We start from the raw sequence: 11868 nt of genomic DNA on the forward strand, positions 1-11868 counted from the left end.
GGCGCCGTGACCCGCTCGGGCCGTGTGGTGATCGCATCCACGCGGGCGGCGAACGGCGTGTACGAGGACCGCACCGGACCGATCATCGCGGAGTGGCTGAGCGAGCGTGGTTTCGCGGTCTCCGGTCCGGTGGTGGTTCCCGACGGGGACGCGGTGACCGAGGCGCTGCGGGCCGCGATCACAGCGCGGGTCGACGTGATCATCACCTCCGGCGGCACCGGAATCTCGCCGACCGACGCCACCCCGGAAGCCACCCTCGCTGTCCTCGACTATCAGATCCCCGGGCTGGCCGACGCGATCCGTCGCTGCGGGCTGCCGAAGGTGCCCACCGCGATCCTGTCCCGCGGGGTGTGCGGTGTGGCCGGCCGGACCCTGGTGGTCAACCTGCCCGGATCACCCGGCGGCGTGCGGGACGGACTGGCCGTGCTCGATGGGGTCCTCGGTCATGCGCTGGATCAGCTTGCCGGTGGAGACCACCGGCGATGACGCGCATCCTGCGGGCCGCCGTCACCGATGAGGTGATCTCGTTGACCGACCATGAGGAACTCGTGGCCTCGGTGGAGGCCGGCGCGGTGGTCGGCTTCTCCGGTGTGGTGCGCAACCATGACGGCGGCAGGGATGTGCTGCGGCTGGAGTACTCCGCTCACCCGTCGGCGGCCGAGACGTTGTTCGAGGTGCTGGCCGAAGTCGCCGGGTCGGTGTCCGGGGTGCGGGCGATGGCGGCCAGCCATCGGGTGGGACCGCTGGAACTCGGGGACGCCGCGTTGGTGGTGGCGGTTGCCGCCGACCACCGCAGGGCCGCCTTCGAGACCTGCGCCCGACTGGTGGACACCATCAAGGACCGCCTACCGGTGTGGAAGCACCAGTTCTTCGCCGATGGAACCGACGAGTGGGTGAACTCCGCCTAGCGGCTATTCGGCGGCCGCGTCGGGGGCGGGTGCGGTCACCGGGATCAGCAGCGGCGCCGAACCATCGGCGGGCCCGGGCAGGGCGCCGGGAGCGTCGCCACCGGGAACCGGCGAGGTGAAGGAGCGCTGCGCCAAGGCCAGCAGCAGGTCACTGCGACTGATCTCCTGGTTCTGCACCGCGTGCCAGAGGTCCTTGAGGTAGGACACGTTCGGGCTGTCGGTGCCCGCCACGGGATCGTCGCTGGTGCCCGGCGGCGGATTATCGGGGCTCGGCAGATGCGGGACACCGGTCTGGCCCGAGGCCACCGCGGTCGCCGAACCATCGGTCGCGGTGCCCGTGGTGGACGCGGTCGTCGCGGATGCGGTGGTGCCTGTGGCCGGGTCGGTCGCAACCACGGTGCTCGGAGGCGCCGGCGGCACCGTCGGGTCAACGGGGGACTGCGGCGCCGGAGCCAAGCGGTTCGCTTCGACCACCACGACAACGTCCTGGGGGCCGTCGGCGGGAACGGCGGTGTCGATGGCGATGACGCCGGGGCCCGGGGTGATGACGATGTCATCCGCGGCGCTGCCGGCATCGCCGTCAACGGTGATGATGTCGATCACCGGGTTGTCGGCCGGCAGTTCCTGGAGTCCGGGGATGCCGTCCTGGGGAGCCGCATCCTGGGTAGCCAAATCTTGGGGAGCCACCTCCACGAGGATCAGTTCCTCGGGAGCGTCCTGCCCGGTGGCCTCGGGAGCCGGATTGTCCAGCGCCACGGCCGGCGCCTCGGTGTCGGCCGGAACGGCCGTCTGCTCCGGCGCCGGTGACACCACATTGCGCGGGGTCGGGCCGGAGAGCCCGCGGCCGCAGACCGGCCAGGCGCCCCTGCCCTGTCCGGCGAGGACCTTCTCGGCGATGGCGATCTGCTGCTCGCGGGTGGCGTGGTTGGCGGCCGACGCAAACTGGCCGCCGCCGTAGCCCAGCCAGGTGCTGGGGGCGAACTGCAGCCCGCCCTGGTAGCCGTTACCGGTATTGATGGCCCAGTTGCCACTGGACTCGCAGCGGGCGACGACGTCCCACTCGTGGTCGGGCGCGGCCTGAGCCTGCGCGGCCATGCCTACGGCGCCGCCGCCGAGGACCGCGCCGGTGATGGCGATCTTGGCCACACTCGCGGACGAAGTTGACGGTTTACTGTGCCGGCCCATTAGGTCGTTCCTCTCGGTGATACGCCTGCGAGGTCAGCTGTCGGGTTCGGGCGGGAGAGGCTGCCCGGCCGGCCGCTTCCAGAGAAGGGCCGGCTTCACCCCAAGGGCCGCGAGCGGCTCCTGGTCCTGAATCGGTGGACCGGTGGGTCCCCCGCCTCCATCCGAATGTGGTCGTCGTTCCCTCCGCTCCGGTGGATGGAGCTCGGCGAGTGAAGCGGAGAGGGTCCGCCGCAGCGTGCCGGCGAACCGCCTAGAACGGTAATGGCTGTTCGCGGACCCGGCAGCTTTTCGGAAATCGGGAGTTTTCCCAGCTGGCAAATAATAATCAATCTCTAAACCCGCATGGGAAACCAGCGTTGAGGCAGGTAGGAAGACGGCGTGATCGTCCTGTGGCCACGCCGTGATCTGAGTGTGATGTGACTTAAATCACGCTCAGCCGCCGGCAAACGGCGGCAGGACATCCAGAGTCTGATCGGTGCGCAGCACAGTGGTCTGATCGCGGACGGCGACGCCGTCGCACAGAAATGAACACTTCTGCAACACAAGTGCCAATTCGTCACTCTGACCACAGAGTTCGCTGATCGCGTCGGCGACCGTCGCCCCCGGTCGCAGCGTCAGGACTCCGCTGTCGGTTCCGGCCGCCGCCTGTGCAGCAGCAAAGAATCTGACGCTCACCCGAACGCCGGCGTTCCTGGTGGAGACATCGGTCACAATCAGCCCCCGATCGCGCTCATCGGCCGCTGCGGCTGCACGAAACCGGGGTCATTGATGCCGTGCCCCGCGGCCTTGCGCCACATCGCCGAACGCCACGCCGACTCGATGGCGGCATCATCGGCCCCGGAGCGCAGTAGCCCGCGAAGGTCACTTTCCTCCGTCGCGAACAGGCAGTTGCGAATCTGACCGTCGGCGGTGAGCCGGGTTCGGTCGCACGCCGAGCAGAACGCGTCGGATACCGAGGCGATGATGCCGACCGTCGCCGGTCCCCCGTCGACCACCCACAGTTGCGCGGGCGCGGAACCACGGGGTGCGGAGTCAGCGTGCAGATCGAATTCCCCGGCCAGGGCCCCCAGGATGTCGGCCGCCGGCACGGCGGTCTCGCGGCGCCATTGATGACCGCCGTCCAGTGGCATCTGCTCGATGATGCGTAACTGGTAGCCGTGGCCAATGCAGAACCGCAGCAACTCCACGGCATCTCCGGGACCGGTTACCGGGTCCAGCACGGCATTGACCTTGACCGGGCCCAGGCCGGCGGCGGCTGCGGCGGCAAGACCGTCGAGCACCTCCTCGAGCCGGTCGCGTCGGGTGATCGCGGCGAAGTGCTCGCGATCGAGGGTGTCCAGCGAGACGTTGACCCGGTCCAGGCCGGCGGCGGCCAGGCCGGCGGCCCGCCTGGCCAGACCGACCCCGTTGGTGGTCAGCGCGATCTGCGGCCTGGGGACCAGTTCTGCGGCAGCGCCGACGACGGCCTCGAGATCGCGGTAGAGCAGTGGCTCGCCGCCGGTGAAACGGATGTTGGTGATACCCAGCCGCGTCACCGCAAGTCGCAGCAACCGGGTCAGTTCCTCGAGCCTCAGCAGTTCCTCGCCGGGCAGCCAGTCGAGTCCCTCGGCCGGCATGCAGTAGGAGCAACGCAGGTTGCACCGGTCGGTCAGCGAGACCCGCAGATCGGTGGCCACCCTGCCGAAGGTGTCCACCAGTGGGCCCTCGGTCGGCATGCCGGCCGATGTCGCCGCGAGATCCCGGCGGACCGTCGGCAGGCCCAGGGTGGTCGGCGTCATCGGTCGGCCGGCTCGCGGGCGCCGTCGACGGGGACGATCTCCTTGCCCAGTGGCATCAGCGAAACCGGGATGAGCTTGAGGTTGGCCAGTGCCAGGGGGATGCCGACGATGGTGACGGCCATCGCGACAGCGGTCACGATATGACCGATGGCCAACCAGATGCCGCACAGCAGTAGCCACAGCACGTTGCCGATCAGCGCGCCGGGGCGGGGGCCGGGTTTGTCGATCACCGTCTGGCCGAAGGGCCACAGCGCGTACCGAGCGATACGCAACGAGGCGAAGCCGAACGGGATGGTAACGATGAGGACGAAGCAGACCAGCGCAGCCAGCAGATAGCCCAGCGCCAGCCAGAGGCCGCCGAAGAGCAACCAGATGATGTTCAGAACCAGTCGCATACCACCTCCAGCGGTTAGGTCACCCTATCGAACCAAAGTCCGGTGCTGGCGGGGCCCGGCTTTGAGTAGGATCGCCGTCGTCCCCAAGGACGACAATCTGACTGCGAACGACGAGCGACAAGCGGGTGAGACCAGTGCCAACCGGCAAGGTGAAGTGGTACGACGCCGAGAAGGGCTTCGGGTTCCTGTCCCAGGAGGACGGTGAGGACGTCTATGTGCGCGCCTCGGCCCTGCCTGACGGCGTCGAAGGTCTCAAGGCCGGTCAGAAGGTGGAGTTCGGTCTTGCATCCGGCCGGCGCGGTCCGCAGGCGTTGAGTGTCACGCTGATCGATCCGCCACCGAGCCTGACCCGGACGCGTCGTGAAGCGACCGCCGCCGAGCACAAGCACTCACCCGACGAACTGCACGGCATGGTGGAGGACATGATCACTCTGCTGGAGGGTGCGGTGCAGCCGGAACTGCGCCGGGGGCGCTACCCGGACAAGAAGGTTGCTCGCCGGGTCTCCGAGGTGGTCCGGGCCGTCGCCGCCGAACTCGACGCTTAGGCAGTCGCCGCATCCCGGTTCAGCCGCACCGACCATTCCGCATGCGGCAGTTGGAATTCCGCGCCGTTCTGGTCGCGAACCAAGGTCATCAACTGCACCACGACACCGACCAGGCGGCCGCGTCGGGCATCCATGGTGGGGATGGTCGCCGCGAGCCGGGCGCCGGGCCGAAACACCGTTGCGGTGGCGTCGCGCTCGTCCTCGTAGACCTTCAACAGCCGCCAGGGCGCGCGGGCGATCGACTCCGGAACCGACAGTTGTACCGGCTCGCGGTCATCGACCCGCAGTGCGCCCTGTGTGCCGCCACGCGCGCAGTCGTCGAGATTGACCACGTTGCAGAAGAAATACGGACCCACCCGCGTGGTCTGGCCGCGGGAGTAGGCGCTGATCTCCGGCAGTCGGGACACCGAGTCGCGGGACCACCGGTATGCCGCCACCCCGGCGCCCGCTGAGGCCAGCACCACCAGGGCCACCAGCAGCCACACCCAGGAACGGCCTGCGGGCCGTTTCACCTGTGCACCGCCGCCGAGCGACGCTCCGGTTCGGCCAGAACCGGGCGGTTACCGCCGAATCCGGGGACCAGCGAGTGCCCGCGGTAGCTCAGTACGGTCTGCGCCAGCCCCGGAATGAGGAGCGAGCTGATCGCGGTGAAACCGACCCACAGCTCGGTGTAGACCAGCACGCCGATCGCGCCGCCCAGCACCCAGGCCAGCTGCAGCACCGACTCCGAGCGACCGAACGCCGACGCCCGCGACTCCTCGGGTAGGTCATCCTGTAGCGAGGCGTCCAGTGATGCTTTGGCGATCGCACTCGACGCCGAAGTCACCAGGGTTGCGATCACCGCCACGATGAGGTTGCCGGTCACCGCGGCCGTCAGCGCCAACGTGGTGACCGCGACGGTGGCCCACATCACCAGGAGCGCCGGATTGCCCAGCTGCATCCGCGCGGCGGTGAAGTTACCGGCGAAGTTGCCGATAGCCGCCGCCGCGCCGATCGTCCCGAGCATGGCCAGCTGCACCCAGCCGCTGGCGTCGTGCGCTTTGGCGACGAATGCTGGGTACAGGAACAGGAAACCGACCATCGCCTTGATGGTGCAGTTGCCCCACAGTGCGGCTATCGTGTTGCGGCCCAACGGTTGCCGCGGCGCCTCCTTGGCGCGCGAGGACTCGACCGCATCGTCGTCGAGCCAGTCGAACGAGCTGGTTCCGTGGTAGGTGAAAGTGGCGGGCACCTCGCCCTCGGTGACCTCGACCAGGCGCGGTATCCGCATGGTCAGCGATGCACCGGCCAGCGAGACGAACACGACGACGAACAGCGCACCGGGCAGACCCAGCAGCGTGCCGAACACATACTCCACTGCGGCGGCGATCCCGCCGCCGATGATCGTCCCGCCGATCAGGCCGAACATCGTCAGCCGTGAGTTGACCCGCACCAGATCGATCGACGGCGGCATGACTCGCGGCGTCACCGCGCTACGAAGCACCGAGAACGATTTGGACAGCACCATCATCCCCAGCGCGCACGGGTAGAGCACCCAGGACGGGTAACTGCCGGTGGCGTTGTCGTAATTGGAGATCAGCACGACCGCCAGCACCGTGCGCAGCAGAAACGACATGGCCAGCGCAGCCCGGCGCCCGTGCTGCACCCGGTCCAGCGCCGGTCCGATGAGCGGGGCGATCACCGCGAAGGGGGCAATGGTGATCAGCAGGTAGAGGGCCACCTTGCCCTTGCTCTCGCCGGTGGCCGCGGCGAAGAACAGCGTGTTGGCCAGTGCGACCGCCATGGCGGAGTCGACGGCGAAGTTGGCCACCACCGGCCAGGTGAGTGCGGTCAGGCCCGACTTGTCGGCGCCGTCGGCGGCGGCCGCACGTTGCACCATCGAGTACATCCGGGAGCCCATCTCCCGGCTGCGCATCGCCGCGGCCCGCGTCCGCGTCACCCGATCGGTGTCGCTGCGATCATCGGCGAGATCATCGAACTCGCCGGGATATCGGTGCCGCTCGCCGTCCAGTGGCGGCAGGTATCTGTTGGCGCTCGGCCCGAAGTCGGTGGGGGAGTCGCCGCGCGGACCGAACCGCACCCTGCGCTGAGCAGATTCGTCGTCCGGATAGTTGGCCATCCCCGGATGGTCGGCCGGATGCCGGCGACCGGACCCGGGCACCGGCGGGGGCATGCGGCGGCCTCCGTTCATGCCCCGATTCTCCCCCAATCTCACGGCTGCCCGGCTCCGACCCGACGGCGGTGTGGCCGCCTGGCGGGGCGGTGAGGCAAGATTGACGGCGATGAACAGCGTGATGGACACCGTGGAGCAGCCGCGGCCGGAGCCCGCGGAGCCCACTGCGGAGGTTGCCGCCGTGTTGAGCGGGGCGGCCGAGCAGGCCCGCCAGGCCGTCGTCGAGTACAGCGGCGACACCGTCGGCGACTATCTCGGGGTCGGCTTCGAGGACGAGGCGTCGGCCACCCATCGTTTCCTCGCCACCCTGCCGGGCTATCAGGGCTGGGAGTGGGCCGTGGTGGTGGCTGCCTATCCGGGCGCCGATCACGCCACCGTCAGCGAGGTTGTTCTTATTCCCGGGCCGACGGCTCTGCTGGCCCCGGCCTGGTTGCCGTGGGAGGAGCGGGTCAAGCCCGGCGATCTCGGTCCCGGTGATCTGCTGGCGCCGCCGGCCGATGACCCGCGACTGGCACCCGGTTTCATGGCCACCGGCGATCCGCTGATCGACGACACCGCCGTGCAGGTCGGCCTCGGCCGCCGGCGCGTGCTCAGCGCGGAGGGCCGCGACGACGCCGCCCAGCGGTGGCATGACAGCGAGCACGGCCCCGCTGCTCCGATGGCGCGAGCCACCAAACGGGTGTGCCGGGACTGTGGCTTCATGGTGCCGCTGGCCGGGGGATTGGGCGCGATGTTCGGAGTGTGCTGCAACGCCCTGTCCGCCGACGGGCAGGTGGTGGACTTCTTCTACGGCTGCGGTGCGCACTCGGACACCCCGACGGCGCCGGGAATCGGGTCACCGGCCTTCGAACCCTATGACGACGGAGTACTCGAGGTGGTCGAGATTCCGGTGGTCGTCGTTGCGGAGACCCCCGAGGCCGAAGGCTGATCAGCTCTCGGCGGCGGCCTTGATCCGGGCCAGGCCCTGATTCATTCCTTCGAGCAATTCCCGTTCGAAGGTGTCCGTACCGCCGAGGGCGACCTTGGTCGTCGCCGCGGAAACCGCGGTGACGCAATTCTCGGCGTGCCGGGTCTCGATCAGGCGGGTGCCGGTGGCGGTGGGCACCAGCTCGTAGCTCCACACGGTGGTGTTGAGCGGGATCCGGAAGGCGAACTTACGTTCCGGGATCACCTCGGTGATCACGGATGTGGTGGGCCAGAACAACATTCCGCGGCGGTTCAGATTGACCGTGCGTGTGCCGGGGCGTAAAGGTCCGAGAGCCTTCATAACCCGGCACTGCGGACTCCACTGGGGCATCCGGCTCAGGTCCGAGACAAGGCTCCACACCTTGCCGACCGGTGCGTTGATCTCGATCTCGGCCTGCAAGAGCGGTGCTGCCATGGCGTTGTCCTTAGGTTGACGATGAACTTGACGACGAACTTGACGATGAATCCCGGTGTGGTTCGAGGCCGGTCTGTGCGCCACGCGCGCCCCGGCGGGCGGCCGAACGCTGCCAGAGGAAAAGGCCGGCGCCGAAGAGCCCGACGCCCAGACCCCCGAGGGTGATCGGACGCCAGCTGTCCAGTCCGGAGACCGTGAAGGCGGCGATGGCGGCCAGCGCCCACAGCACCACGCCGCCGCCGACCACCGGGCGCGGGTCGAGCAGCGCGGTGGGAAGCGCGGGAGGGGCCGGGGGAGGGGCCAAGCGTTCGGGCGGCATTGCCGTTACCTTAACGCCGTGGGCATGGTCATCGACATCACCGACCCCACCGACCCCCGGGTCGACGACTTCCGCGATCTCAACAGTGTCGACCGGCGTCCCGACCTTCCCACCGGCAAGGGGTTGGTGATCGCCGAGGGCGTTCTGGTGGTGCAGCGCATGCTCGCCTCGCGGTTCACCCCCCATGCCTTCCTCGGCACCGAGCGCAGGCTGATCGAACTCGCCCCGGATCTGGCCACCTCACCCGCCCCGTTCTACCGGGCCTCCGCGGAGGTGATGGCAGACGTCGTCGGCTTTCATCTCAATCGGGGTGTGCTCGGCGCGGCGCGGCGCCCCGCGGAGCTGACGCCGGTGGAGGTGCTGGCCGGCGCCCGCACCGTCGCTGTGCTCGAGGGCGTCAACGACCACGAGAACCTCGGTTCGATCTTTCGCAACGCGGCGGGGCTGGGTGTGGACGGGATCATCTTCGGTGCGGGGTGCGCCGACCCGCTCTATCGCCGGGCTGTGCGGGTGTCGATGGGCCATGCACTGCTGGTGCCGTTCGGTCGGGCACCGCACTGGCCGGTCGAACTGAAGGATTTGCGCGACAAGGGTTTTCGCCTGCTCGCCATGACTCCCGATCCCCGGGCGAACACGCTGGCGGAGGTGATGGACGGCCTTCGTGATGATCCGGTCGCGGTGCTGGTCGGAGCGGAGGGGCCGGGGTTGACCGAGACCGCGATGCGGGCCGCCGATGTCCGGGTCCGGATCCCGATGTCCAGGGGGACCGACTCGCTCAATGTGGCCACCGCGGCCGCGCTGGCGTTCTACGAGCGGGTGCGAACCTGTGACATGCCGCCGGGTTAGCCTGACCGGGTGTCCGACGAATCAGCCCTGCGAGCGCCCACGCCGTGGGGAACGGGGCTGACGGTCGCGGCGTTCACCGCGGCGGTCACCGGTGCCGCGATCGTGGTGCTCAGTATGGGTATGACCCGGGTGCATCCGGTGGTGTCCATCGGTCTGAACCTGGTTGCGGTGGGAGGCTTGGCGCCGACCCTGTGGGGATGGCGGCGCATCCCGGTGCGGCGCTGGTTCGTACTGGGCGCGGCCGTGGGTGTGGCCGTTGCCTGGGTGACGCTACTGGCGCTGAATCTGCGCTGATCAGCGATCGCCGCTGGAGCGCACCCCGAGCAGCACGTCTTCCCATGCGGGGACTTCAGCCCTGCGCTTGGCGCGCTTCGCCGGTGTGGGCCGGGGAGCCTCGTCGACGACCGTGGCCACCACCGTGGTCTCGGTGAATTCCAGTTGGGCCACCGCCGCGACCGGCCGGAGCGGACGCTCGAACTCGGGGTCGATCAGCTCGCTGGCCGCCTCGTCGATGGCGGTGACGGTGCCGCCATGGGCGCCCGGGGTGAACCGGAAGTGGGCGAAGTTCTCGCTCATTCCGGCCTGCCAGCTCATCCGGACCGTCCACCGGCCGTCATCGGTGCGCCAGGCATCCCAGTCGGTGGACTCCGAGCTCAGGCCACGCTCGGCAAGTGAAAAGCTGATGGTCTCCAGCAGGGTCTCCACCGCGGGCCCGTCGGCCAGCACCGGGTGGGCGGCGGTGGCCAGCTCGGCGGCTCGCGCCCGCTCCAGCAGCACCGGGTTGGCGAATCGCTCGATCTTGGCGACATCGACCCCGGAGGACTCCGCGAGTTCCTCCACCGATGCCCCGGCTCGGATTCGGGCCTGGATGTCCTTGGGACGCAGCATGCCTTTGACCTCGCTGTCCTTCTTGGACCCGACCAGGCCCGCCCGATCGCCACGCACCGCGGCACGCAACCGGTCGTCGACCCGGACCAGGAACTTGTCGGCTGGATCGCCACCTTCGCAGATGATGTGATTGCCGTCCACATCGAGTCCGATGAGTGTCAGTTCACGCATGCCAGCCTCCTTTTGCCCGGACTGTAACCGCGGGTCCGTTGACATAACGAACCCGACACGCGTGTGTGACAGGTGAGGTTTAGTGGTGTGCTCAGAGGTTGTCTCAGAGGTGCTCGAGGACCCAGTCCACACACTGCGTCAGCGCGCTGACGTCGTCGGGATCCACGGCCGGGAACATCGCCACCCGCAACTGGTTGCGGCCGAGCTTCCGGTACGGCTCGGTGTCGACGATGCCGTTGGCCCGCAGCACCGTGGCGATCGCCGCGGCATCGATGCCTTCGTTGAAGTCGATGGTTCCCACCACCTGGGAACGCAGCGCCGGGTCGGCCACGAACGGGGTCGCGAACGATGACGCCTCCGCCCATCCGTAAAGCCGCGAGGACGAGTCGGCGGTGCGTTTGACTGCCCAGTCCAGGCCGCCGTTGCCCAGCATCCAGTCCAGTTGCTCGGCCATCAGCACCAGGGTCGCGATCGCCGGGGTGTTGTAGGTCTGGTTCTTGAGGCTGTTGTCCACCGCGATCGGCAGTGACAGGAATTCGGGCACCCAGCGTCCGGATGCGCCGATCTTCTCCACCCGGGCCAGCGCTGCCGGTGACATCACCGCCAGCCACAGTCCGCCGTCGGCGGCGAAGTTCTTCTGTGGGGCGAAGTAGTAGGTATCGACATCGGTGATATCGACCGGCAGGCCGCCCGCGGCCGATGTCGCGTCGATGAGAACCAGCGCATCGCCGGAGCCGGCCGGGCGCTGGACCGGCAGAGCCACACCGGTGGAGGTTTCGTTATGCGCCCAGGCGATGGCATCCACCGACGGATCCGATGTCGGGACGGGAGCGCTGCCGGCCTCGGCCTTGATCACGATCGGCTCGCCGACGAACGGGTTGGCGGCCACCGCCGAGGCGAATTTCGCACTGAACTCTCCGAAGGTCAGGTGCAGTGACTTGGAGTCGATCAGACCGAACGCGGCGGCGTCCCAGAACGCGGTGGCGCCACCGTTGCCCAGGATGACCTCGTAGCCGTCGGGAACCGAAAACAGCTGTCGCAGTCCGTCGCGCACGCGGCCGACGAGGTTCTTCACCGGGGCCTGGCGGTGTGAGGTGCCGAACAGCCCGGCGTGGGTGGTGCTCAACGCCGTCAGCTGTTCGGGCCGCACCTTGGATGGACCGCAACCGAAGCGCCCATCGGCGGGCTTGAGATCGGCGGGGATGGTGAGCTTCGCGAGATCGGCCATGGTTAGCAGCCTAGATTCCGGGGTGCCGGACGTCTAAATCGAGCCGGTTGG

The 11868-nt window shown here is 68.7% G+C and carries 16 protein-coding genes and 1 riboswitch; of the genes, 6 read left to right on the plus strand and 10 right to left on the minus strand.

Features of this window, described 5'->3' with window-relative positions; all coding sequences use genetic code 11:
- The first annotated feature begins 6 nt into the window (after positions 1-6).
- The gene (locus ACR2JI_RS07685; protein ID WP_526389513.1) at positions 7-486 is read left to right on the plus strand and encodes a MogA/MoaB family molybdenum cofactor biosynthesis protein; all 480 of its coding nucleotides are present in this window, start codon (positions 7-9) and stop codon (positions 484-486) included.
- Positions 483-908: a molybdenum cofactor biosynthesis protein MoaE gene (locus ACR2JI_RS07690; protein WP_526389483.1), complete on the plus strand. Its 426-nt coding sequence runs from the start codon at positions 483-485 to the stop codon at positions 906-908. The genes ACR2JI_RS07685 and ACR2JI_RS07690 overlap by 4 nt, the downstream gene beginning before the upstream one ends.
- Positions 909-911: 3 nt before the next feature.
- Here the strand turns inward: ACR2JI_RS07690 and ACR2JI_RS07695 are convergent, their stop codons facing one another.
- From ACR2JI_RS07695 to ACR2JI_RS07710, 4 genes are all read right to left on the minus strand, one after another.
- Positions 912-2054, minus strand: a complete 1143-nt coding sequence (locus tag ACR2JI_RS07695) for a transglycosylase family protein (RefSeq protein ID WP_526389484.1) — start codon at positions 2052-2054, stop codon at positions 912-914.
- Between the two features lie 46 nt (positions 2055-2100).
- Positions 2101-2276: riboswitch (cyclic di-AMP (ydaO/yuaA leader) on the minus strand.
- A 249-nt stretch (positions 2277-2525) separates the two neighbouring features.
- On the minus strand, positions 2526-2804 hold the full coding sequence (locus ACR2JI_RS07700; protein WP_526389485.1) for a MoaD/ThiS family protein: 279 nt from the start codon (positions 2802-2804) through the stop codon (positions 2526-2528).
- Between the two features lie 2 nt (positions 2805-2806).
- Positions 2807-3871 carry a GTP 3',8-cyclase MoaA gene (gene moaA / locus ACR2JI_RS07705; RefSeq protein ID WP_526389486.1) on the minus strand — a complete coding sequence of 355 codons (1065 nt, stop codon included), beginning with the start codon at positions 3869-3871 and terminating at the stop codon, positions 2807-2809.
- On the minus strand, positions 3868-4266 hold the full coding sequence (locus ACR2JI_RS07710; RefSeq protein ID WP_526389487.1) for a YccF domain-containing protein: 399 nt from the start codon (positions 4264-4266) through the stop codon (positions 3868-3870). The genes moaA and ACR2JI_RS07710 overlap by 4 nt, the downstream gene beginning before the upstream one ends.
- A gap of 134 nt (positions 4267-4400) precedes the next feature.
- On the opposite strand from ACR2JI_RS07710, the gene ACR2JI_RS07715 reads away from it, so the two are divergent.
- Positions 4401-4811 carry a cold-shock protein gene (locus ACR2JI_RS07715; RefSeq protein ID WP_526389514.1) on the plus strand — a complete coding sequence of 137 codons (411 nt, stop codon included), beginning with the start codon at positions 4401-4403 and terminating at the stop codon, positions 4809-4811.
- On the opposite strand, the gene ACR2JI_RS07720 is transcribed toward ACR2JI_RS07715, so the two are convergent.
- Both ACR2JI_RS07720 and ACR2JI_RS07725 read right to left on the minus strand, forming a co-directional pair.
- Positions 4808-5323, minus strand: a complete 516-nt coding sequence (locus ACR2JI_RS07720) for a DUF2771 family protein (RefSeq protein WP_526389488.1) — start codon at positions 5321-5323, stop codon at positions 4808-4810. The genes ACR2JI_RS07715 and ACR2JI_RS07720 overlap by 4 nt on opposite strands.
- Complete coding sequence (locus tag ACR2JI_RS07725; RefSeq protein WP_526389489.1) at positions 5320-7002, minus strand: MFS transporter; 1683 nt, start codon at positions 7000-7002, stop codon at positions 5320-5322. The genes ACR2JI_RS07720 and ACR2JI_RS07725 overlap by 4 nt, the downstream gene beginning before the upstream one ends.
- Before the next feature lie 91 nt (positions 7003-7093).
- Between ACR2JI_RS07725 and ACR2JI_RS07730 the strand changes: the two genes are divergently transcribed.
- Entirely contained in the window at positions 7094-7912 is an 819-nt protein-coding gene (locus ACR2JI_RS07730) for a DUF3027 domain-containing protein (protein ID WP_526389490.1), read from the plus strand.
- Here ACR2JI_RS07730 and ACR2JI_RS07735 read toward each other — a convergent pair whose 3' ends face one another.
- Positions 7913-8365: an SRPBCC family protein gene (locus ACR2JI_RS07735; protein ID WP_526389491.1), complete on the minus strand. Its 453-nt coding sequence runs from the start codon at positions 8363-8365 to the stop codon at positions 7913-7915. It abuts the gene before it with no gap.
- Between the two features lie 10 nt (positions 8366-8375).
- Complete coding sequence (locus tag ACR2JI_RS07740) at positions 8376-8684, minus strand: DUF2530 domain-containing protein (protein WP_526389492.1); 309 nt, start codon at positions 8682-8684, stop codon at positions 8376-8378.
- Between the two features lie 24 nt (positions 8685-8708).
- On the opposite strand from ACR2JI_RS07740, the gene ACR2JI_RS07745 reads away from it, so the two are divergent.
- Both ACR2JI_RS07745 and ACR2JI_RS07750 read left to right on the plus strand, forming a co-directional pair.
- A complete protein-coding gene (locus tag ACR2JI_RS07745; RefSeq protein ID WP_526389515.1) occupies positions 8709-9530 on the plus strand; it encodes a TrmH family RNA methyltransferase in 822 nt (273 codons plus the stop codon).
- Positions 9531-9539: 9 nt separating this feature from the next.
- A complete protein-coding gene (locus tag ACR2JI_RS07750) occupies positions 9540-9824 on the plus strand; it encodes a DUF2537 domain-containing protein (protein WP_526389493.1) in 285 nt (94 codons plus the stop codon).
- Here the strand turns inward: ACR2JI_RS07750 and sepH are convergent, their stop codons facing one another.
- Positions 9825-10589, minus strand: a complete 765-nt coding sequence (gene sepH, locus ACR2JI_RS07755) for a septation protein SepH (RefSeq protein ID WP_526389494.1) — start codon at positions 10587-10589, stop codon at positions 9825-9827.
- Between the two features lie 103 nt (positions 10590-10692).
- Entirely contained in the window at positions 10693-11817 is a 1125-nt protein-coding gene (gene serC / locus ACR2JI_RS07760; protein ID WP_526389495.1) for a phosphoserine transaminase, read from the minus strand.
- Between the last annotated feature and the right edge of the window lie 51 nt (positions 11818-11868).

This window comes from Mycobacterium sp., from assembly GCF_051006775.1.
Taxonomy (GTDB): domain Bacteria; phylum Actinomycetota; class Actinomycetes; order Mycobacteriales; family Mycobacteriaceae; genus Mycobacterium.